We start from the raw sequence: 22,378 nt of genomic DNA, 5'->3' as shown, positions 1-22,378 counted from the left end.
TATGATGAAGAGGGGAAAGCCGAGCTGAGAGAGCACGGACATTCCCTGATAGCGGCGGACCAGATCGGAGCGGGAGAGAGCGAACTGGTCATGGTGGCCAGCGGTTCCTCAGCCCGGCAGGGGCTGGCCAACACCAACATTCCCATAGATGCCATTATTGTTGGCATTATTGATAAGGAAACCTTTGAAGCGTAATGCTGAAGTGGGTGAGGAATTAAATGGATATAAATGTGGACGTCAAGGACAGTAAAATTAATGGCTGCGATGCTGCAGGTCGAGCAAACTTAAGAATTGACATTCAGGCTTTGAGTGCCGAGGATATCCGCAGGAACGTTAAGAATGCGGGTGTCGTGGGAGCAGGCGGAGCAGGCTTTCCGACCCATGTTAAACTTTCCGCTCAAGCGGAGATTGTAGTGGTCAATGGAGCTGAATGTGAACCATTGCTGAAAACTGACCAGCAATTAGCAGCTAAGTACGCTGAAGAAGTGGTTCAAGGACTCCAGTTAGAATTAAAAGCCACAGGGGCTAAAATGGGGATTATCGCTTTAAAAGAGAAATATTCGGCAGCCATTGCCGCCCTGAGGCCGTATCTCACGGAAACAGTTCAGCTTAAAATTCTTCCGGATATCTACCCTGCCGGTGATGAAGTATTTACTATTTGGTTTACGACAGGGCGGCGCGTCCCGCCTGGTGGTATTCCCCTTGATATTGGGGTTGTGGTCAATAATCTCCAAACTCTCCTTAATATAGCCCGGGCCAACAAAGGTTTTCCGGTAACCACACGGACGTTCACAGTCACCGGTGCGGTAAACCGGCCCCTTACGGTTACGGTGCCTATTGGAACATCTCTGCAGGAAGTACTTGCTTTGGCAGGAGGGGGACGGGGGGATGATCTGGCTTATATTCTGGGCGGTCCGATGATGGGGAATTTAGTGGCGGATTTTACGACTCCTGTCACGAAGACCACCGGCGGACTCATTGCGCTTCCTCAAGATCATCCTCTGATTCAGCGTAAGCAAATGCCTTTAGAGAGCGTTTTGAAAATCGCCAGAACGGTTTGTGAGCAATGCAGTTTTTGCACCGAACTCTGCCCCCGCCATATGATTGGTCACGAACTGGCCCCGCACCGTTTGATCCGGGCAGTTAACTATAAAGCCATGGGAGACCTGGCTACGTTAAGTACGGCCTTAATCTGCTCAGAATGCGGAGTTTGTGAAGTCTATGCTTGCCCGGTCGGTATTTCTCCGATGCGAGTCAACCGTGCCTTAAAATCCGAACTTCGCTCCCAAGGTGTGAAATATCAGGGAGAACTAGGAAGAGAAGATCCTATGGCCCAGTACCGCCTGATCCCCTCTTCCCGTCTAATGGATCGCTTGAATTTGAGAATGTGGTATAAAGAAGCTCCTTTAGCCGCAGAACCCTACGAACCGGTTGAAGTTACCCTCAAGCTTCAACAGCATATCGGGGCGCCGGCCCTTCCTGTCGTCCAGGTCGGAGAAACGGTACATCTTGGTCAGGTTGTCGGAGAAATTCCGGAGGGAGCCTTAGGTGCACGAGTTCATGCCAGCCTTGCCGGAGTTGTCCTGAAAGTTACGCCCCAAAGCATCACGATAGGGAAAGGGGGAGCAGCCACGTGATTCACGCTATCGGACTCGTTGAGTTTACCAGTATAGCTCAAGGCATAGAATGCGCCGACATTATGGCGAAAACGGCCGACGTTAATATTTTAGTGGCCAAAACTACATGTCCCGGCAAATATATCGTTCTCATCAGCGGAGATGTTTCCGCCATACAACAATCTGTGAATGCCGGAATTGAGCTGGGGGCAGAAACGGTTGTAGATTCTTTCGTGATTCCCAACGTTCATCCCTCGATCCTGCCCGCAATTAGTGGGGCGAACCTTTTAAAGGACATCAAGGCTCTGGGGATTATTGAAACTTATAGTGTTGCCTCTTTAATAGAAGCGGCGGACAGTGCTGTTAAAGCCGGAGATGTCGAACCGTTGCTCTTGCATTTGGCCTTTGGCATAGGCGGAAAAAGCTACACTATTGTTACGGGAGAAGTTGCTTCTGTCAAAGCTGCCGTGGAAACCGGCAGCGCCGTGGCCAGTGCTAAGGGGTTACTTATACGAAAGGTCGTTATACCGCGCCCATCAAAACAACTGATTGAAAGTCTGAGATGATTTTGAGGTGCTAGTTAGAGCCTCGATTAAGGAGGTATATTCATGGGACGATTTATCTCGGCGGCTGTTTTGCGTGACCTGGCCAAAGCGGATAAGCATATTGTCTTGGACGAAGACAGTGTCCTTACTCCTTCCGCTAAGGACCTGGCCAAAGAGTTAGGGATTACTATTACCAAGGGGCGGCAGGAAATCATCAGTCAATCTGCCCTTGGGCAAACGCCGGGCATTTTGCCGCTGTCGCCCGCTCAACCTGTTGAAAAGCCGGCCTGCGAGTTTTTGGACTCAGACTTAAAAAAGACAGTACAAAAAATCGTGCAGGAAGTCCTCAAACCTGCCTGTGCCAATCCCCGCGCCACCCACGTCCAAGGAGAGAACGTAGTCATTCAGCCTTTTCCGGAAGCCCCGCCGGGGCAAAAGGTCGGACTGGTCGATGTGATCAGTTCCCGGGAAGGCAACTTGTGTTCCGGTTTTATGACCTTTGACCATTCTCAATTGCCCTGGTTCTTGAACTATGATGAAGTCGATTATGTAATAGAAGGAGAATTTGTGCTGGAAGTTGAGAACAAGGTCTTCCGGGCTAAAGCAGGGGACGTGGTTTATATTCCCAAAGGGAGCAGAGTTGTCTTCTCATCACCGACCTTTTGTAAAGTGTTTTACGCAACCTACCCCGCGAACTGGGCAGATTTTTGCGAATAAGGACTTCAAGTCAGATTGGGGGAAATGCGATGATATTAAAAGCAAAAGTATACAACAAAATTTTTGAATTTAAAAACTTAAAAGATGTGCTGGCTAAAGCCAATGAAGAAAAGTCCGGGGATGAATTAGTCGGCATTGCCGCAACTTCAGCTTCGGAACGGGTTGCCGCCAAATTGGTTTTAAGCAATCTTACGTTGGAAGATATTTATAATAATCCCGTAATTGCTTATGAAGAGGACGAAGTAACCCGGGCCATTTACGACACTCTGAACCTGAGGATTTTCCAGGAAATAAAAAGCTGGACAGTGGGCTATTTGCGCGAATATATTCTGGATCATAAGACAACCGGGGAAAATTTGGCCTACATCAGCCGTGGGCTGACAAGTGAAATGATTGCCGCAGTGGCTAAATTAATGTCGACGATTGACCTCGTCTACGGTGCTAAGAAAATGCGCGTGCAGTCCCATTGCAACACGACCCTTGGAATACCGGGCACTCTGGCCTTTCGCTGCCAGCCTAATCATCCGACGGATAATGTTGAAGGGATTATGGCTTCTCTTAAAGAAGGATTGTCCTATGGATCGGGTGATGCGGTTATTGGCATCAATCCGGTGGAGGACAACGTCGAAACGGTCACCCGTCTTTTGGATACCGTTAAAAACTTTATGACTCAATGGGCGATCCCGACTCAAAACTGTGTTTTAGCCCACGTCACGACCCAGATGAAAGCTATAGAAAAAGGCGCGCCTGTCGATTTGGTCTTCCAAAGTATCGCCGGAACTCAAAAGGCCAATGATGCTTTTGGGGTAACTTCAGCCATGCTTGATGAGGCTTTTGCCCTTGTTAAGAAGAAAGGGGCGGCAACAGGACCGAACCTTATGTATTTTGAGACAGGTCAGGGCTCGGAGGTTTCTCTTGATGCGCATTTAGGCGTGGATATGATGACGCTGGAAGCTCGAACCTATGGATTTGCCCGTGGTTATCAGCCCTTTATGACCAACAATGTATCAGGTTTTATTGGTCCGGAAACTATTTATTCCGGGCGGGAGGTTATTCGGGCGGATTTGGAAGACTTGTTTATGGGTAAATTGCACGGACTCCCCATGGGTATTGCGCCTTGTTACACCAACCATATGAAAGCAGACCAGAATGATCAGGAAATGGGAACCCTTCTCTGTGCCATGGCCGGATCGAGTTACTTTATGGGAGTGCCTGGCGGCGACGATGTTATGCTGAGTTATCAGGATACCAGTTATCATGATGACGCCAGTACTCGGGAAATCTTAGGTCTTCGTCCCCTGCCGGAGTTTGAAAAGTGGCTGGAGAAATTGGGAATTATGGAAAATGGAATATTGACTGAGAGAGCCGGAGATCTATCTATTTTTGATTAACAGGGGGTGAATAGATATGGCAGTTGTCAATAAAGAATTAGAAGAAGTCATTATGCACAGTGTTTTGGAGGAACTGGCAAAAAAAGGTTTACTGACCTCCAAGAGCCAAGACCATGTCATGTCGGTGGCCATGATGGACAAACCCTTGGCTGAGTTCTCGGCCGCTGAGATGGTGACATTTCCGCCCGGAAATGAAATGCAGCTCCTAAACCCGGTCAATGGGGATGCGGTTAAAGCCATGATGAAAACGACCCCAGCCCGTATTGGAATTGGCAGAGCGGGTGCGCGCTCTAAAACTATGTCCTGGTTGAGGTTCCTGGCAGATCATGCCGTGGCACAGGACGCTGTGTTTCTTGATGTCTCGGAGAAATTTCTGCAACAGATGAATTTAATGTCGGTGCAGAGTGCCGCTGCCAATAAAGATGAGTTTCTCACCCGGCCGGATTTAGGACGGCGCCTATCTGCCGAAGCCATCAAGAAAATCTCTGAAACCTGTGAAAAAAATGTTCAAGTTCAGGTCTTAATTGTCGATGGCTTAAGCTCCAGCGCGATTGAAGCCAATATTCCCGATCTTTTGCCGGCCTTAATGCAGGGACTGAAATCAGCAGGCATTAAAGTTGGGGCACCGTTCTTTGTGAAATACGGACGTGTCTGGGTTCAGGATCATGTGGCAGCACTCGTCAATTCCGAGGTCATCATATCGCTGATTGGAGAGCGGCCCGGTCTGGGCACGGCAGAAAGCCTCAGTGCCTATATGATTTACCGCCCCAATGAAAAAACCGTAGAAGCCGATCGAACGGTAATCTCCAATATCCATAAAGGGGGCATACCTCCGGCAGAAGCCGGAGCACATCTCACAGATGTTCTTAAACAGATCTTGACCGTCAAAGCCAGTGGGGTAAAATTAAATCAGCAAAAATAAGGGTGGTGATATAATGCCCGAATCGAATATGCAAACAATCACAAGTGTGGGCATTGATATAGGAACCACTACGACCCAACTGGTGATTAGCCGTTTAACTGTTGAGAATACGGCCTCCGGGACCTTTGTGCCGCGAGTCGAGATCACCGCTAAGGAAGTTGTCCATCGCAGCCGAATCTATTTTACCCCGCTGTTAGACCGCGAGTTAATTAACGCAGTTGCGGTCTCCAGGATTGTTGAAGCAGAATACTCGGCTGCGGGTCTGACTCCGGAACAGATTGACACCGGGGCGGTCATTATTACGGGTGAAACTGCAAAAAAGGAAAATGCCAAGGCTATCATTGACGCCTTGGCAGGGTTTGCCGGTGACTTTGTCGTGGCTACTGCCGGGGCAAATTTAGAGTCGGTCTTCGCCGGTAAAGGTTCGGGTGCGGCAATGTATTCCGCGCAAAAGCACCAAGTGGTTGTTAATATCGATGTCGGCGGGGGAACTTCCAACTTTGCCACATTTTACGAAGGCAAGGCTGTTGACACTGCCTGTCTGAATGTCGGCGGCCATCTCATTGAGTTTGAACCACAGGGGGAGCGGATTACCTATTTATCACCACCGGCGAAGGTCGCCTTGCTTGCCACGGGACAGAGGCTTTCCGAAGGGGAACGCGTGGCCCTTCCTCAATTGCGTCCGCTGGTAAAAGCCATGGCGGAATCCGTAGTGAACCTTCTGCAGACGTCTGCGCCGAGAGGTTTAACTGAGAAGCTGCTCATGACCCCACCTTTAAACCTGGAAGTGCCTATTAAAAAAGTCATGATTTCCGGCGGAGTCGCCGACTATGTTTATGCTCCCAAAGGGCCGGAAACCATGGTGGAAGTAACGGTTTACGGAGACTTTGGCCCTTTGCTGGGGTGGGAGCTCAAGGGGAGTCTTGAGGCGGCGGGATTTGTTCTGGAGAAACCCAGGGAAACCGTGCGGGCAACAGTTATTGGAACGGGGACTCAGTCTGTGAATTTGAGCGGCAGCACCATTCATCTTCAAGAGACAATCTTACCCTTGAGAAATGTCCTGGTCGTGTCACCTTTTCCCGCGACGATTCCCGATACGGAGCAAGGCATTGCTGAAGTCCTCCGCCGTGAGCTGCGCCGTTTGGAATTGGACAGTTCTCAAGGTACAATTGTCGCGATTACTTTGCAAGGACCTCGCTCTATGTCTTTTGCGGACATTCAGTGTTTAGCGCGAGGGCTTTTACAAGGCATGGAGAGCTATTTAGCGGAGAATAATCTTCTCATCCTCGTATTGGAAGCGGATTGCGGCAAAGTTTTGGGTCAATGCCTTAAGGCGTTAACCTCATATCCTTTAGAGTTGATTTGTATAGACCAGCTTGAAGTTGAAGGGTGCGATTATATTGATATTGGCAAACCCCTAATGGGGGGAAGGGTCGTACCTGTGGTCTTAAAAACTTTAGTGTTTAATCGCTGAGCAGGGCGGGGAAAATCTATTGATTTATCGTGATGGAAGGGTGAGTTCTGTGCGAGAGCCATTAGATTCCAACCTTCTGGACCCGAATTATCTTGAAGAGATCTTAAGCAGTTTTCACAAGGCGACAGGACTGCATATTGAGGCGATCAACAATGAAGGAGCCACCTTCTCAGTGCTGGGGAAATTGGAGCGCAGCGATTTTTGCCGCTATATTCGCTGTCAGCCTGAGGGAGAAAAAAAGTGTCTGGACTCCTATAAACGAGCCAGCCTGGAGGCGGCCAAGTGGGAAGAGCCTTATTTTTTCCGCTGCCATGCCGGGCTTGTTATTTGGGCTGTTCCGATTATGATCAAAGGGGTTTCTCTGGGAAGTATTATTTGCGGTCAAGTTCTGATGTGGGAACCGGATCATTTCTTTTTTCAAGAGCTTGAAAAACTGAACGTCGGCGTCGAGAATATAGAAATTTTAAAGACTAAAGCCGGCAAGCTTGAGGTCATCTCTCCTGCAAGGTCTCAAGCCGCGGCGGATATGCTTTTTGTCGTCGTAAACCATATTGTCAAACGGGATATTAACAGTTTAAAAGAAATTGACGCCACACGCTTGCAGCAACAGCAAATCCGACAGGAGATTGAGGAACGGAAACGCAAGCACCTGCCTGATCTGAGCGACTATGACGCTTATTTGAAAAAAGAGCGCAAATTTCTGCGCTATATTCGCTTGGGAGACCGGACGAGAGCCAACCAAACTCTGCAAAGTCTGCTCACGGATCTTTACACCAAAACAGTGGGAGACTTGGAGACGGTTAAAGTAAGAATCTTAGAATTAGCGACGTTAACTTCCAGAGCGGCCGTTGAAGGCGGAGCCAATGCCGATAGAATTATGATTTTACTCAAAGAGTTCAATAAAGAAATTGACGGAATTGAGCGGGTTGAGAAGTTCTTTTATAAAATTCAACGGATTGTTGAGACCTTCTTAGAAGGGATTTTTACCTTAGCTAATAAAAAACACCTGGCGATTGTTAAAGATGCCCGGGACTTTATGATGGAAAACTATGCTCTGCCTCTTACGGTCAACAGTGTGGCTCAGCATCTCTTTATCAGTCCTTCCCATCTTTCGCGGTTGTTTCGGGAGGAATTGGACTGTACGATTAACGACTATCTGACGCGGGTAAGAGTAGAGCAAGCGGTTGAAATCATGAAAAAGCCTGAATTAAGTGTCGCCCAAGTTTCCAAGGCCGTTGGCTTTCAAAACCAAAGCTATTTTGCCAAGGTGTTTCGCAAATACATTGGGGTTACCCCTATAATCTATAAAAACAGTTTGTATTAGAGGGGGGAGACTAGTGATTTTTCAAGGCATCATTAAATCTATCGTTGCAGGAGAAGCCGAGGAATGCCTGGTTTTGACGAAACATGCCTTAACCCAAGGGTTCACGGCCGAGTCTGTTCTGGAAAAGGGCTTAATTGCCGGCATGGACCGTGTAGCCGATAAATTTCGCGATCAACGAGTTATGGTGCCGGAAGTTCTGATGGCCTCTCGGGCCATGCACGCGGGGTTAAGCCTCGTGGAACCGTTACTCAAAAATGCCGAGAAAAAAGTCTCCGGTAAGATTGTCATGGGTACTGTTGCCGGGGACCTCCATGATATTGGACTAAGCTTAGTCAAAATGATGATCATGTCAACGGGGGCACAGGTCGTTAATTTAGGAGTAGACGTTACTCCCAAAAAGTTTGCCGGTATTGTACGCAAAGAAAAACCTGATATTCTCATGATGTCAGCGTTACTGACCACGACTATGCCGGTGATGAAAGAAGTTATTGATGAACTGGAAGCTCAAAACCTGCGCAAAAACCTGATTGTCATTGTTGGCGGAGCACCTGTGGATTCCGGTTATGCCAAAAGAATCGGTGCTGATTATTACTTCGAAGATGCCTTTGAGGTCAGGCTGTTTATCGAAGAAAATCTTGTGAAGTTAATGACTAAAAGATACCGTTAATTCGTCAATATATCCTTAATAATCCTTGCATACGGCAAGGATTTATTATTTTCGACGATAAATCAGAATATTCAATTGATCGTAATACGTCAAAACGAGCAGAGATGTGCTAGGCTATGCCGGGCTTCTAAATGATATGATGAAGACACAAATAAACAACACCTCTTCATACTCAGTGAATTTGGAATAAATGAAGCGAAGTATGGATGGGAGTTAAGAGGAGGATCGAGATGGACATAAGTAAAATGAGACACCTCGAAGAGCAAAGTGTTGGACAAACATTTGCTCTTTTCGTCCAAAGCGCAGACTTAAAAGAAATTGCTGCCAACTTTTTCGAATCAATGGAAACAGCCCTCATCAGAAATCAGATCGTCGACGCGCTCAAACACTATGACCTCGGAACCCTTACAGATATTTATGAAATATTCGGCGGTTATGTTAACCGAAGTTTCGGCATAATCACTGAAAAAGACGGTGTACACTACGAGTATTTTGTCCGCAAGTATAAATATGGCATAACGGAAAAAGAAATTTTATTCGAACATTCTATGATCGACTATTCCATTGCCCATGGTTTAGATATTGCCGCAGGCTTGATTCGCAACAAAGATGGTACAACCTTTGTTAAGCAGACTGAGGGGGCAAACGACAATCAAACCGCTATATATTTTGCGGTCTATCAATATCTGCAGGGTGAAGACTTGTATACTTGGGACAACCCCACCTTAAACGATACGGAATATGCCAGTGCCGCGGCAGTTTTAGCAACCTTTCACAATGCCGCCCGTGATTTTGATCCCCAGGGTTTGGAGAGAATCGAGCCGAGGATTATGGAATTTCTTCCGACTTTGCCTGAGACATATCAGGGTTTGGCGCAGCGTGACAAGGATACTAAATTTCATTACTATTACAGAGAAAACCTGGGGTCTATCTTAGAGGTTATCGCAAGTTCGCAAATCCCCGCCGCTAGTTTGGATAAAATGCCTCTTACCCCCTGTCACAACGACTTTCATCCCGGTAATTTAAAATATGTGGATAGTAAGGTTGTAGGAATTTTTGACTTCGACTGGTCCAAGATCGATTATCGCTTGTTTGATGTTTGCTTAGCCTTGGCCTATTGCTGCAGCTGCTGGCAGGATGAAAAGGATGGAGTCCTGTTACTCGATAAATGTGCGATCTTTTTAAATTCCTACCAGCAAAAACTTAAACAACTCGGCAAGCTTGCTCCTTTAACTGCTGTTGAGCTGGAAAACCTGCCGACTATGATTGCGGCTGCCAATATTTACTTGATAAATTGGGACGTTACCGCTTATTATGCGGGCACTGACTTAAATGAGTATGAGTATATGGCCTATTTGCAGCATAACGTTCGCTTAATGAAGTGGATTGAAAATCATAAAGCTGAAATTTCTGAGCTGGCCATGTCACTGCTAGAGCAGGATTGATCCTTAAAGAAGGTCCTCAAGTATTGATACTAAAGGTCTAAAATGGAAAGGGGATAGGGTTGTGGAATTTGTCAAATCATTTAGTCAAGCTGATGTTGAACGGGTACATGAAGCTTCCTTGGAAATTCTTGAAAACGTCGGCATGTTAGTTCGCAACGCAAAGGCCTTGGCGATTTTTGAGAAAAATGGCTGCCAGGTGGATAAAGAAACTATGCTTGTTAAGTTTCCCCGTCAGGTTGTAGAGAAAGCCAGGGAGACTTTTGTTCCGACTTACACCTTTACTGCCCAAGATCCGAAATTTGATGTTACTATGCCCAGTGATCGCCCGGTTGTTGTTACCGGAAGTTCTGCCCCCAATATCATTGATCCTCAAAGCGGTGAAGAGAGACGGGCTACTTCCGCAGATATTGCCAACATTGCTTATTTAATTAATGAACTGCCCGGTTTTGATGTTTTCTCGATTTCGACCCTGGCCGATGACGCACCGGAAGGGCAATTTAGCTTGTCCCGCTTTTACCCCGCTTTGAAGAACTGCAAAAAACCTGTCCGCAGCAACACTCCGAATATGGACGACCTGAAAAAAGTTCTGGAATTAGGTTATCTGATTGCCGGCAGTGAAGAAGAATACCGCAAGCGTCCTTTTATTAATCATCATTATTGCCCGGTTGTTTCGCCTCTGACCTTTGACGTGGAGTCCACAGAAGCCGTAGTTTATCTTCTTGAACAGGGGTTGCCCGTTTACGGCACTATCGTCCCCAATGCCGGGATGACCTCTCCTCTTAGCCTGATGGGCACCTTAACTTTAGGCAATGCTGAATTCTTGGGCTTGGCCACCTTAACCCAGATGATTCGCCCCGGTGCTCCGATGATCTATGCCGTATTGTCGACCGTAGCCGATATGCGTACCGGAGCTTATGCCCCCGGAGCCATCGAGACAGGCATGCTGCAAATGGCTCATACGGAAATGGCCAGATTTTACAACGTACCTTCAGGCGGTTATATCGGCTTAACAAATGCTCATTCCAATGACGCCCAGTCCGGGTATGAAACGGGCATGAATACTACGGCAGCCTTGCTGGCAGGAGCAGACTTATTTAATATGGGCGGGTTGTTGGGCAGCTTAATGGCTTTTGATTTTGCCAAAGCGGTCATCGACAATGAAATTGCTCTAATGCTTAAACGGATCAAAAAAGGCTTTGAGTACAGCGAAGAAAATCTCTGTTTAGATCTCATAGCGAAGGTTGGACCCGGCGGCAGTTACATGGACCTCGATCATACGATGAAGAATATGCGCACGATTGCCGTTCTGCCTAAAATTGCAACCCGTGAAATGCGTCGCCGCTGGGAGGACCAAGGCAAGCCGGATGCTCATAGCCGGGCCCTGAAGGAAGCGGGTAAAATCCTCAGCAAGCCGAATAAATCCCGCTTTTCCGACGAGTTAGACGCTAAGGTCCGCAGCCATTTCCCTGGTCTCGTACCTGGGAATGCCGAATGGAGTCTGTAAGATCCGGGCAGCAGAGAAAGCCAAACAGAGCTTAAGTTCATGACTTATAGCTCAGAGGAAAGGAAGAGAAACATGAGCGTACAAGAAATTTATGAAAGTGTCGTCGAATTCGATATTGAAAAAGTGGTTGGTTTAGTCAAGCAAGAAATAAGTCAGGGAACAGATGTCTCGGAAATTCTGTCTCAAGGTCTGATTGGAGCCATGGACGAAGTAGGGCAGCGCTATACGGAAGGGGAATTCTTTGTTCCTGAAATGTTAATGGCGGCTAAAGCGATGAAAGCAGGTCTCGAAGTCCTGAAACCATTGTTGTCCCAAGGGGATAACGAGAAAAAAGGTACTATTGTCATCGGAACCGTCAAAGGAGACTTGCATGACATCGGGAAAAACCTTGTCGCTATGATGATGGAAGGGGCAGGCTTTGAGGTTGTTGATCTTGGGCCGGATGTTGATACGGAAAAGTTCCTGGCCGCCGCCAGAGAGAAAAATGCCGATATTATCTGCATGTCCGCTCTTCTGACTACGACCATGCCGGCTATGGAAGTGACTGTTAAGGCGATTCGGGAACAAGGGCTGACCTATAAAACCATGGTTGGGGGGGCTCCGGTATCGGAAGACTTCGCTAAGAAGATCGGCGCCGACGGGTGGAGCTCCGATGCCCCTGGTGCCGTAGAAATGGCCCGCCAATTGTTGGCTAAATAAGCTTGTGGAGATAGAAACCGGGTTCGGATCAAAAAGGCTATTTTGAGGGAGACAGGAATAAAATAAAGAGATTTAGCGAGGGAGGAAAAAGCATGTTAGTTGTAGGGGAATTAATTAATGCCAGCCGGAAGGCTATCGGAGAAGCGATCCGGGCTCAAGATGCGGAATATATTCAGAAGGTGGCCAAAGATGAAGTAGAGGCCGGAGCGGATTATATCGATGTCAACGCCGGAATCTTTGTCGGTAAGGAGCCGGAGTACTTAAAGTGGCTGGTTCAAAACGTTCAGGCGGCTGTTGATGCCCCCTGCTGTATTGACAGTCCCGACCCCAAAGCCATTGAAGCTGCGTTGTCTGTCCATAAAGGGGTAGCCATGATCAACTCCATATCTTTAGAAAAAACCCGCTATGATGCTTTGCTCCCGGTAGTTGCCGGAACCGATCTCAAAGTTGTCGCCCTTTGTATGAGTGATGAAGGTATGCCGGAAACCACGGATGCCCGCTTAAAAATTGCCGAAAAGTTAATTGACGGCCTGGTGAAAAACAACGTGCCGCTCTCCAATATTTATGTCGATCCTCTTGTACAACCGGTTTCCACCAACAGTGCTTTTGCCGTCGAATTTATTAATTCGGTGGAAGCTATTATGACCCGCTTCAAAGGTGTTCACACCATTTGCGGGCTTTCCAACGTATCCTATGGTTTGCCCGTCCGGAAATTTATGAATCACGCCTTTGCTATCATGGCAATTGGCAAGGGCTTGGATGGCCTGATCATTAACCCGCTGGACAAAATGATGATGGCAAGTCTGATTACGGCTGAAACTTTGGCCGGCAGAGATGATTACTGTGTAAAATATCTCAAAGCCTTTAGAAATAAGCAATTTGATTTCTTAGACAATAAATAAGGTTCAGAGTCCCCTCCTCTAACCAGAGGAGGGGATGTTTTTAATAACAGCATCCCTTGTTGTTTGGGAATCAGAATAGGAGGTTTAGCGGGTGGCGCTCGTAATGTTTGATTATGACGGTGTGATTGTTGACTCTCTTGATGTTTTTACCTTGCGTTTCTCTCAAGCATGTCGGGAACATGGGTTTGAGCAGATTAAGGCCCCGCAGGATGTTATCAGTCTGTTCGAAGGTAATGTTTACGAGACCATGAGCAAGCGGGGAGTGGCTGAGTCAACCATTGATGGGATTCTCCGGAGGTATGAAGCTCTGCAAGGGGTGCAATTGGGGAATCTCCAGCTTTTTAAGGGAATTCCGGAAGCTCTGGAGCAAATTTCGCATAAGCACGATATTTATGTAATTACCTCAAATCTTTCCAGTGCTACAATTCAGGTTTTAAAACAACATGGAATTTCCTCCTTTAAAGGTGTTATGGGAGCTGAGAAGGAGAAGAGCAAAATACGGAAGATTTTAGCGGTCATGTCTTTGTATCCGGGGACTCCGGCCTATTATGTCGGAGACACGAAAGGAGATATGATCGAAGGCAAAAAAGCCGGAACAATGACGATCGGGGTTACTTGGGGCTGGCATACCCTGGAAAAAATCAAGGAAGGCTTACCGGATCATCTCGTTGGAACGCCAAGAGAATTAGCAGAGCTTTTGCAGGGTGTGTGACCCTAAAGAGAGCTGGAGAGAGAAGGTATTAGACAACGGAGAGCGAATAATTAGCATAACATCTTCCGTGTCCAGGGGAGATTCCAGTTTTAGCGCTCTTAGAAATCTAAAATTCTTCTAATTTAATCCCTAGAATTTGTAGCTCTGCAATTATTAAGGTGTGAAAGGGAGAATGTTCATGGAGATCAAACTTGTTGGCTGTGAGACAGAAATTATAACCGCGGAAAGCAATGAGACTTTAATGGATGTCTTGGTTCGCCATCGTCTTCCGGTACAAAATATATGCAACGGCAAGGGAACCTGCGGCAAATGCAAGGTGCGCCTGACGGGTACAGTTCCCCTGCCTTCGGAACGTGACCGAGTACATTTGAACGAAGCAGAGTTAAAGGCTGGGATTCGTCTGGCCTGTGCCGTAAAGCCGGAGGAAGGGATGACGGTCGAGCTTAACTTTGTAGAAAGTCAGGACCGCAAAGAGGCTGCCCTCCTGGGAATCAAGGTCCCCACTTTGGACACGGGAATTAAAAAAGTTCTGCTTACTGTAAATAAACCTGCTTTAGAGGACGAACGGGGAGATTGGGACCGTACGCTGGATGAGGTGAACAGAGTTTTGGCTGCCAGCTTTATTCAGGCGGATTTTCAAGTTATCAGCAAAGCCCCGGAAGTTATCAGGGCAGAAAACTATCAATTAACGGCTACTGTTACAGATCAGAAGATCCTGGACATTGAAGCAGGGGATACAAGATCAAGATTATACGGAGCTGCCGTTGACATAGGAACAACAAGTGTGGCCGTTGCCTTAGTTGATCTCTTGCAAGGCTCTGTCCTGAAGGTTGTTTCAACTGAAAATCAACAGACTGCTTATGGAGCCGATGTGATTTCACGTATTTCTTTTGCCAATGAGAGTAAAGAGAATGCCGCTGCTTTAAAACAGGCCATCCAACGAACAATTAATCAGTTACTTAACGAGCTGGAACTTAAAACAAAGGTCAAACTGTCAGAAATTATTAAAATGACCGTTGTTGGCAATACGACCATGCATCATCTTTTTACCGGTTTAGATGTGTCCCATCTTGCAGTGTTTCCCTTTGTCTCTGTCTGCAACCGGCCGCTGGAATTTTCAGCAGGTGAACTTGGCTTGATCTTAAATCCGCAAGCTCAGGTTCTTCTCTTTCCGAATATCGGAAGCTTTGTAGGGGGGGATACTTTAGGGGCCATTGTTGGTTCCCCGGAGGTCTTGGAACCGGGGAATCACTTGTTAATCGACCTTGGCACGAATTGTGAGTTGTTTTTAAAGACGCAGGATACCATGACGGCCTGTTCAACAGCTGCCGGTCCGGCCTTTGAAGGCGCGGGAATCAGACATGGCATGAGAGCTAAAAAAGGAGCTATTGAAAGTGTCAGCCTTTCAGAGCAGGGAGTGGCTTATCAAGTCATAGGAAATCAAGCCCCCACAGGAATATGCGGGTCAGGTCTGATCGAAGCTATTGATGAGATGAGGCAGGCCGGTGTCTTAAACAAGCAGGGAAAAATCGGAGATCGGGAAAAGTTTTCATCCCTCCCCCAAGAATTGCAGCGCCGAATCCGGCCCACAGCAAAGGGAAATGAATTTGTCTTTGCCTATGGTTTTGATCAGAACAGTGACATCACAATTAACCAAAAAGATATTGCTGAATTGCAGTTTGCCAAAGGAGCCGTGTGTGCAGGGATAAAAACCTTAGTTAAAATGGCCGGATTATCCGTAGCTGATCTTGATTCTGTGATTTTGTCGGGAACCTTTGCCACCTATCTTAAAGCCGAAAATATTTTGAATATCGGTCTTGTCCCGAATATTCCGGCGGAGAGGATTAAGGCGGTGGGTAATGCTGCTCATATGGGGGCAGTTCGTGCTCTCCTCGATTATCATGAGTTTGCTCTTGCTGTCGAATTATATCGCAAAATTCAACATGTCGAGCTGGGCGGGAGTTCAACATTCACTAGTTATTTCATGAATAGTATGTACCTGGAACGGCTGAATTGAGTGAATGTTATAAAGAAGCCTGAAATTTTACTTAAATTATTGTCCGGAAGGAGGTATAATGTAAGTACAGTGGCAAAGTATGTAAAAGGTGTTTGGAAATATTGGAGAAAGGGAGGAACTAAGAGATGGAAAATAAATTTAAAGAATCATTGCTCGACAAAAATACGCTGTCAGTAACCTGGGAATTGGTGCCGGGGCGAGGGGCCAATGAGAAGGCCCAGGAAACCGCCATCACCTCGGCGGAACAAGCTGCCAAAGGAGGCAGGGTGCACGCTCTGACGATTACGGACAATCCGGGAGGAAATCCGGCAATTCTCGCTGATTATTTAGGGATGGAAATTTTAAAGCTGGGGATTGAGCCATTAGTTCATTTTACCTGTAAGGATAAAAACCGGAATCAAATGGAAAGTCAGCTTTACGCCTTAGACAGGGCGAAAGTCCGCAATCTCCTGGTCATGACGGGGGATTACACAGTATCGGGTTTTAAAGGACGTCCTAAGCCGGTTTTTGACCTTGATCCTTCGAACACTCTTCAGCTCATTTCAGAAATGAACAAAGGCTTAGAGATTCAAGGCATGAAAGGACCAACTTACCACCAGCCCAGTGATTTTTTTGCCGGTGCGGCAATTTCTCCTTTTAAAGCAACCGAAGCGGAACAAATGGTTCAGTATTACAAACTCAAAAAGAAAATTAGCGGCGGGGCGCAGTTTATTGTCACTCAGCTCGGCTATGACGCCCGCAAGTTCCACGAAGTGCTGCAGTTTTTAAAAGTCAATAACCTTGATATTCCGGTTGTCGGGAACATTTATATTCTTCCTTACGGGGCGGCAAGAGTTATGAATCAGAACCAGCTGCCCGGTTGCGTTGTTACAGACAAATTATTAGCAGAACTCGATGCGGAAAAAGGCGCTGCGGATAAAGGCGTCGGCGCGCGCATGCTAAGAGCTGCCAAGATGTACGCGATTCTGAAAGGAATGGGTTTCGCAGGGGTGCATATTGGCGGACATAATATTAAGTATGAACAAGTGGAGTATATTCTCGATAAAGGAGAAGAACTCAGCGGCAATTGGCAGGAATTTATTCGAGAGTTCGACTACCCGCAAACTAACGGTTTCTATTGTTTTGAAAAAGATGAAAAAACGGGCCTTAATACCGATCAGCCCACAAATCGTGCCAACCGTCCCCTCGATGCGCCCGCAGGTCTGGGGTATTCGATGATGCGCGGTATGCATGCCCTGTTGTTTACACCGAACAAGAAGTTATTCCCCGTCATGAGAAGCTTCTATAATTCAATTGAGGGCAAGAAAAAAACAGAGAAACGCTTCCATTCCTTCGAGCATGTTGCCAAAGTTGTCATGCTGGACTGCAAGGACTGCGGCGACTGTGCCATGTTTGATCTTGCTTACCTCTGTCCCATGTCTCAATGCCCCAAAAACCAACGCAATGGAGCCTGTGGGGGAAGTTTGAACGGTTGGTGTGAAGTTTTTCCCAATGAGAAGAAATGTATCTGGGTACGAGCTTATGCCCGGCTTAAGAAGTATGGGGAAGAGGCCAGCCTTGACGTTCCGCCGGTTCCGCCTGCCAATTGGGATCTGTATCAAACCTCATCCTGGTCTAATTTCTATTTAGGGAAAGATCACTCGGCACCTATTTTGGGAATTAAACGTCCGGAGAGTAAAGTACCTCAAGTCAAGAAATAGAGAATAGACCGCGAGGAGGATATTAGCAATGGCTACAGGGGTCATTCACAGTGGAATCTGCGGATTTACGATCAACGTTAAAGCAACAGCAGAGGACGGTCATACCGTATCTTTAGAGATAGAGAGCGATTGTCCCAATTATCAAAAGATCGCCGAAGAACTGACAAAGGTCGATGCTTACAAAGAAATGTTTAATAAACTTCATACCGGAAGAGTCTATGAAGTGTTTGCCAAATACAGTCCTCATCCCAGTTGCCCAGGGGTTTCGGGCATTCTTAAAACGATAGAAGTTGCGGCAAGTTTAGCCTTGCCCCAGACTGCAAGCATCACGGTCACTAAAGAATAATTTAATAATATATGATTTAGACCCATGCCGGCGGTGTGGGTCTTTTTATGGTAGACCAGAGGCTTCTGCGCTGAACTAACCCGTGTGCGGACAGTGTCTTCGAGTGTCCAGCCGGTTTTTTTATCTAAAAATATAGGAAAGATATAGAAAAGGGTTATACACAGCGGAGTAGTGTACAACCCTTTTCTATATCATAGACTCAGTTGAAAATAAGGTTGTAACGATAGCCGGCTAAAGTCTTAGTTACAACCTTAATAATGGTGTGTTTAGAGCATGAACAACATTTGCGCGTAGGTAGGCAGGGGCCAGAGTTCGGCATCAATCATGCTTTCAAGCAGGTCGCCGTCTTGGCGCAGAACTCCCATAGCTTTAAAGACAACATCGCGGTAGAAAACTCCCTGCTCATAAGCCTCTGTGCTCATGTCGGCAGCTTCCTGAGTCTTTTGCTCAAGATCGCTCAGATTTGCTTGGAATGATGCTAACGTAGCGCAGACATTTTTAAGAAGTGATTCTTGAACAGAGACATTGACTGCGTCGGAAGCTGCTTTAATGGCATTGATCGAGTTTGCCAATTGAGTGGAGTATTTTACGGCGGCTGGAATAATTTGGTGTTTAGCCATGTCGACCATTGTCAGGGCTTCGATATTAATTTGCTTGCAATACTGCTCCAGATTAATCTCATAGCGGGATTCAAGTTCGGTCTTATTAAGAACTTTGTGCTTTTCATAGAGATCGATAGTAGATTGACGTTTAAGAACCAGAGAGGCATCGATAGTTGAAGTGACATTGGGCAGTCCGCGGCGGGTTGCTTCTTCGACCCATTCGGCGGAATAACCGTTGCCGTCGAAAAGAATCCGTTTGTGGTTTTTAGCTGTCTCCCTTAGGAGTTGATTAAGTTCTTGATCAAAGTCGGCCGCCTTTTCCAGACGATCGGCAAATTGGGAAAGCACTTCGGCGACAATAAGATTGAGCACGACATTGGGGCCGGAGACAGATTGTGAAGAAGCTACCATGCGGAACTCAAATTTATTGCCGGTAAAAGCAAACGGTGAAGTGCGGTTGCGATCTGTTGAATCTCTCAGGAAGGCAGGGAGAGTCTCAACGCCGCTCAATAATTTATCACCTTGAAGAGAACGTTTAAGTCCGCCATTTTGAAGCTGATTAAAGATATCGGTAAGTTGGTCGCCTAAGAAAATAGAGATAATAGCAGGAGGCGCTTCGTTGGCTCCCAGCCGATGGTCATTGCCGGGAGTGGCAGCGGACAATCTCAAAATTTCAGCATAGTCATCAACAGCCTTAATAACTGCCGAGATAATGGTCAGGAACTGGTAGTTTTCGTGAGGCGTTTTGCCGGGATCGAGAAGATTGAGGCCGTCGCTGGTAGACATAGACCAGTTATTGTGTTTGCCGGAGCCATTAACACCGGCGTAAGGCTTCTCGTGCAGCAAACAAACTAAATCGTGCTTGAGAGCTACCTTTTTCAAGGTATCCATGACAAGCTGATTGTGGTCGGTTGCGATATTAGTGGTGCAGAAAAGAGGGGCAAGTTCAAACTGTGCAGGAGCAACCTCGTTATGTTGGGTTTTGGCAAGTACGCCCAGTTTCCAAAGTTCCACATTGACATCGTGCATAAAAGCGGCAACCCTGGTTTTGAGACTTCCAAAATAGTGGTCTTCGAGTTCCTGCCCTTTAGGAGCCATCGCCCCAAATAAGGTGCGGCCTGTTAACATCAGATCAAGACGTTTGTCAAAGAAATTTTTGTCGACAAGGAAATATTCCTGTTCAGCTCCAACGGTACTGGTAACTTGAGTTGCTGTCGTATTGCCGAACAGCTTTAAAATGCGTAAGGCTTGTTTGGAAAGTGCTTGCATGGAGCGTAAAAGAGGGGTTTTCTTATCAAGAGCTTCCCCGGTGTATGAGCAAAACGCCGTAGGGATACATAGGGTCAGGGCGCCGCCGTCTTCCTTCAAGAAAGCAGGGGATGTGCAATCCCAAGCGGTATATCCTCTTGCTTCAAAGGTGGCGCGAATGCCGCCGCTGGGGAAAGAGGAAGCATCAGGTTCGCCTTGAATCAATTCTTTACCGGAAAACTCCATGACGACGCGGCCATCATTCATAGGGGAAATAAAGGAATCGTGTTTTTCTGCGGTGATGCCGGTTAAAGGCTGAAACCAATGTGTAAAATGGGTAGCGCCCTTTTCGATAGCCCAATCTTTCATAGTGTTAGCGACAACATCGGCAACATTGGGATCTAAAGGCAGACCTTCTTCAATGGTTTTGCGCAAGGATTTGTAAGCGGACTTGGGTAAACGTGCTTTCATGACAACATCGTTAAAAACGTTTTCGGCAAAAATTTCCATGATTTTTCCCTTCCTAACTCTCAATTTGCTCAGATAAACAAAAAGACTCCCCTCTTAAAGATTATCAATAAATCTTCAAGAAGAGCGTCATTGCTCCATCCAATATATTCTTAATTTATCACGTTATCTTAGATCTGACAAGAGAAAAATTAAAAGAATACTGTATGCCGCGCCCCTGTTTAAAGGGCCGTCCGGAAAGGCAGAAAAGATTGAGTCTAAATTATTAAGTTCTAAAGGTTAGAATAAAAGTAGGAATTTTAGCTTTAATGGCGAATATTTCTAATAATTAAAAAACATTATTAAAGAGCTTAAAATCTCTTGGGGAGGTTTAGCTATGGCCTATAAGGTTAGAGTCGGAATCGTGGGAATGGGGCGAGGCGGATCAACTATTTACAAAACTTTGCGGGGGATCGAGCATATTGAAATCGGCATGGTTTGCGATCTTGTCAACACCTCCGGTATGGAAATAGCTACAGTCGACGGTGTTCCCACCTGTATTTCCCTGGAGGATTTTTTAAAAGTGGAAAATTTGGACGTTATTATTGAGGCGACCGGAGTTCAAAGTGTTCAGCTGGAGTTGAAACGCAGTAAAAGGGCAGCAACAACGGTCATTGAAGCACAAGGCGCTAATTTGATGATGCATATAATCGAAGAGAAAGAAAAGCTGGCGGACATCCGCCGCTATAAAGGAGAACTGGATGCGATTCTGAACTCTGTACAGGAAGCTATAGAAGTTGCCGGAATAGACGGGAAAATTAAGTATGTTAACCCATCCTTTTGCCGGGTGACCTCGATTCCGGCCGGGCAAAGAATAGGCAACAATATTTTTGAGGTTTCCCCTAGCGGAGCTTTAGCCCGTTCCCTGCGAACGCACGAACCGGTTTTTGCCCATCGTGCTCTGGTTGGAGGGACCAATGTTGAAGTGATTTCCAACTCTGCGCCGATTGTGGTTGATGGCAAAATGGCAGGTGCGGTTGTTGTCTTCCAGCCCCTTACGGATATTTATAAATTAATGGAGCAATTACGAGCTTCCAATCAAGTAATTTATGAGCTGCAAAGCCGAATCAACCAAATTTCTACAAGCTCCTATACGTTTGATGATTTAATAGGCAGCCATCCGGAGTTCGAATGTGCTCTTGACTTTGCGCGCAAAGCGGCTAAAAGCAACTCGACTATTCTAATCACCGGGGAATCCGGTACAGGCAAAGAATTATTTGCTCATGCTATTCATGGGGCAAGTCTGCGCTGGGACAAGCCGTTTATTAAGGTCAACTGCGCTGCAATCCCCGAGACGCTTTTAGAAAGCGAGTTTTTTGGACATGAAAAGGGTGCTTTTACCGGAGCTTCGAAAACCAAACTGGGAAAAATGGAGTTGGCAAATGGCGGGACCATCTTTTTAGATGAAATTGGAGATATGAATCCCTATTTGCAAGCCAAACTATTGCGTGTTTTGCAAGAAATGGAATTTGAACGTGTGGGGGGGACTCAAACTATAAAAGTAGACGTGCGGGTGATTGCCGCGACCAATCGCAATCTGCTCGAAATGGTCAAACGGGGAGAATTTCGCGATGACTTGTATTACCGGCTGAATGTTTTGGAGCTGCGGCTTCCGCCTCTGCGGAAGCATAAAGAAGATATACCGGCCTATGTTCAATCTCTTATCCTTAAATTTAACCGCAAGTTCGGCAAACATGTAACAGGTTTAACTGCGCAAGCGGAAGACATGCTAATGAATTATAATTGGCCGGGAAATATCCGGGAAATTCAAAATGTTCTTGAGCGGGCCATGGTTTCTGTGGAAGGGGAAATCATCACCCATAAACATATTCTTAATTTTATTACCCCGCAAACGATTAATGATCATGAGCCGATGGTGGAAAAAATTATACCTTTAGAGGAATTGGAAAAACAAATGATCCAAAAAGCTTTAAGACAATACGGCAATTCTGTGGAAGGGAAAAAAGAAGCGGCCAAGGTCTTAAAAATTTCTTTAGCTACTCTTTATAATAAACTTAAAACGATGTCCTAAAAAAGAAT

19 protein-coding genes are annotated in these 22,378 nt (G+C 46.4%); 18 read left to right on the top strand and 1 reads right to left on the bottom strand.

Annotation, left to right across the window (positions count from 1 at the left end; all coding sequences use genetic code 11):
• From REC12_RS13055 to REC12_RS12975, 17 genes are all read left to right on the top strand, one after another.
• On the top strand, positions 1-195 hold a 195-nt coding region (locus REC12_RS13055), incomplete at its 5' end, for a EutN/CcmL family microcompartment protein (RefSeq protein WP_308895111.1).
• Between the two features lie 23 nt (positions 196-218).
• Positions 219-1,637: a 4Fe-4S dicluster domain-containing protein gene (locus REC12_RS13050; protein ID WP_374214205.1), complete on the top strand. Its 1,419-nt coding sequence runs from the start codon at positions 219-221 to the stop codon at positions 1,635-1,637.
• Complete coding sequence (locus REC12_RS13045; RefSeq protein ID WP_308895109.1) at positions 1,634-2,182, top strand: BMC domain-containing protein; 549 nt, start codon at positions 1,634-1,636, stop codon at positions 2,180-2,182. Before REC12_RS13050 ends, REC12_RS13045 begins: the two co-directional genes overlap by 4 nt.
• A gap of 42 nt (positions 2,183-2,224) precedes the next feature.
• Positions 2,225-2,878 carry a EutQ-related cupin domain-containing protein gene (locus REC12_RS13040; RefSeq protein WP_308895107.1) on the top strand — a complete coding sequence of 218 codons (654 nt, stop codon included), beginning with the start codon at positions 2,225-2,227 and terminating at the stop codon, positions 2,876-2,878.
• A 29-nt stretch (positions 2,879-2,907) separates the two neighbouring features.
• Entirely contained in the window at positions 2,908-4,269 is a 1,362-nt protein-coding gene (locus tag REC12_RS13035; RefSeq protein ID WP_308895106.1) for an ethanolamine ammonia-lyase subunit EutB, read from the top strand.
• A 16-nt stretch (positions 4,270-4,285) separates the two neighbouring features.
• A complete protein-coding gene (gene eutC, locus REC12_RS13030) occupies positions 4,286-5,191 on the top strand; it encodes an ethanolamine ammonia-lyase subunit EutC (protein WP_308895105.1) in 906 nt (301 codons plus the stop codon).
• A gap of 13 nt (positions 5,192-5,204) precedes the next feature.
• Entirely contained in the window at positions 5,205-6,665 is a 1,461-nt protein-coding gene (locus tag REC12_RS13025; protein ID WP_308895103.1) for an ethanolamine ammonia-lyase reactivating factor EutA, read from the top strand.
• A gap of 49 nt (positions 6,666-6,714) precedes the next feature.
• A complete protein-coding gene (locus tag REC12_RS13020) occupies positions 6,715-7,989 on the top strand; it encodes a PocR ligand-binding domain-containing protein (protein WP_308895101.1) in 1,275 nt (424 codons plus the stop codon).
• Between the two features lie 13 nt (positions 7,990-8,002).
• A complete protein-coding gene (locus REC12_RS13015) occupies positions 8,003-8,656 on the top strand; it encodes a cobalamin B12-binding domain-containing protein (protein WP_308895099.1) in 654 nt (217 codons plus the stop codon).
• Positions 8,657-8,886: 230 nt separating this feature from the next.
• Positions 8,887-10,101 (top strand): phosphotransferase enzyme family protein, encoded by a 1,215-nt coding sequence (locus tag REC12_RS13010; RefSeq protein ID WP_308895097.1) that lies wholly within the window; start codon positions 8,887-8,889, stop codon positions 10,099-10,101.
• 61 nt (positions 10,102-10,162) lie between these two features.
• Positions 10,163-11,605, top strand: a complete 1,443-nt coding sequence (locus REC12_RS13005) for a trimethylamine methyltransferase family protein (protein ID WP_308895095.1) — start codon at positions 10,163-10,165, stop codon at positions 11,603-11,605.
• Between the two features lie 72 nt (positions 11,606-11,677).
• Positions 11,678-12,304, top strand: coding sequence for a cobalamin B12-binding domain-containing protein (locus REC12_RS13000; protein WP_308895093.1), 627 nt, complete (start codon positions 11,678-11,680; stop codon positions 12,302-12,304).
• Positions 12,305-12,396: 92 nt separating this feature from the next.
• Positions 12,397-13,206: a methyltetrahydrofolate cobalamin methyltransferase gene (locus REC12_RS12995; RefSeq protein WP_308895091.1), complete on the top strand. Its 810-nt coding sequence runs from the start codon at positions 12,397-12,399 to the stop codon at positions 13,204-13,206.
• Positions 13,207-13,297: 91 nt separating this feature from the next.
• The gene (locus REC12_RS12990; RefSeq protein WP_308895090.1) at positions 13,298-13,918 is read left to right on the top strand and encodes an HAD family hydrolase; all 621 of its coding nucleotides are present in this window, start codon (positions 13,298-13,300) and stop codon (positions 13,916-13,918) included.
• 178 nt (positions 13,919-14,096) lie between these two features.
• Positions 14,097-15,935 (top strand): ASKHA domain-containing protein, encoded by a 1,839-nt coding sequence (locus REC12_RS12985; RefSeq protein ID WP_308895089.1) that lies wholly within the window; start codon positions 14,097-14,099, stop codon positions 15,933-15,935.
• A gap of 125 nt (positions 15,936-16,060) precedes the next feature.
• Complete coding sequence (locus REC12_RS12980) at positions 16,061-17,635, top strand: methylenetetrahydrofolate reductase C-terminal domain-containing protein (protein ID WP_308895087.1); 1,575 nt, start codon at positions 16,061-16,063, stop codon at positions 17,633-17,635.
• A gap of 28 nt (positions 17,636-17,663) precedes the next feature.
• Complete coding sequence (locus REC12_RS12975; protein ID WP_308895085.1) at positions 17,664-17,981, top strand: DUF6951 family protein; 318 nt, start codon at positions 17,664-17,666, stop codon at positions 17,979-17,981.
• 266 nt (positions 17,982-18,247) lie between these two features.
• Here REC12_RS12975 and REC12_RS12970 read toward each other — a convergent pair whose 3' ends face one another.
• Positions 18,248-20,341 (bottom strand): glutamine synthetase III family protein, encoded by a 2,094-nt coding sequence (locus tag REC12_RS12970; protein ID WP_308895083.1) that lies wholly within the window; start codon positions 20,339-20,341, stop codon positions 18,248-18,250.
• 334 nt (positions 20,342-20,675) lie between these two features.
• Between REC12_RS12970 and REC12_RS12965 the strand changes: the two genes are divergently transcribed.
• Complete coding sequence (locus REC12_RS12965) at positions 20,676-22,370, top strand: sigma 54-interacting transcriptional regulator (RefSeq protein WP_308895081.1); 1,695 nt, start codon at positions 20,676-20,678, stop codon at positions 22,368-22,370.
• Positions 22,371-22,378 lie beyond the last annotated feature (8 nt).

Origin of the sequence: Candidatus Desulfosporosinus nitrosoreducens, assembly GCF_030954495.1 — a bacterium.
In the GTDB taxonomy this organism is placed as follows: Bacteria; Bacillota; Desulfitobacteriia; order Desulfitobacteriales; family Desulfitobacteriaceae; genus Desulfosporosinus; species Desulfosporosinus nitrosoreducens.
This window is presented reverse-complemented; position numbering and strand designations above follow the sequence as displayed.

Excerpts from the sequence above, each read along its gene's own strand:
- REC12_RS13035 (WP_308895106.1), top strand. The coding sequence starts at position 2,908 with ATGATATTAAAAGCAAAAGTATACAACAAAATTTTTGAATTTAAAAAC.
- REC12_RS13050 (WP_374214205.1), top strand. The coding sequence starts at position 219 with ATGGATATAAATGTGGACGTCAAGGACAGTAAAATTAATGGCTGCGAT.
- REC12_RS13025 (WP_308895103.1), top strand. The coding sequence starts at position 5,205 with ATGCCCGAATCGAATATGCAAACAATCACAAGTGTGGGCATTGATATA.
- REC12_RS13040 (WP_308895107.1), top strand. The coding sequence starts at position 2,225 with ATGGGACGATTTATCTCGGCGGCTGTTTTGCGTGACCTGGCCAAAGCG.
- REC12_RS13010 (WP_308895097.1), top strand. The coding sequence starts at position 8,887 with ATGGACATAAGTAAAATGAGACACCTCGAAGAGCAAAGTGTTGGACAA.
- REC12_RS12995 (WP_308895091.1), top strand. The coding sequence starts at position 12,397 with ATGTTAGTTGTAGGGGAATTAATTAATGCCAGCCGGAAGGCTATCGGA.
- REC12_RS12975 (WP_308895085.1), top strand. The coding sequence starts at position 17,664 with ATGGCTACAGGGGTCATTCACAGTGGAATCTGCGGATTTACGATCAAC.
- REC12_RS12985 (WP_308895089.1), top strand. The coding sequence starts at position 14,097 with ATGGAGATCAAACTTGTTGGCTGTGAGACAGAAATTATAACCGCGGAA.
- REC12_RS12980 (WP_308895087.1), top strand. The coding sequence starts at position 16,061 with ATGGAAAATAAATTTAAAGAATCATTGCTCGACAAAAATACGCTGTCA.
- REC12_RS12965 (WP_308895081.1), top strand. The coding sequence starts at position 20,676 with ATGGCCTATAAGGTTAGAGTCGGAATCGTGGGAATGGGGCGAGGCGGA.
- eutC (WP_308895105.1), top strand. The coding sequence starts at position 4,286 with ATGGCAGTTGTCAATAAAGAATTAGAAGAAGTCATTATGCACAGTGTT.
- REC12_RS12970 (WP_308895083.1), bottom strand. The coding sequence starts at position 20,341 with ATGGAAATTTTTGCCGAAAACGTTTTTAACGATGTTGTCATGAAAGCA.
- REC12_RS13000 (WP_308895093.1), top strand. The coding sequence starts at position 11,678 with ATGAGCGTACAAGAAATTTATGAAAGTGTCGTCGAATTCGATATTGAA.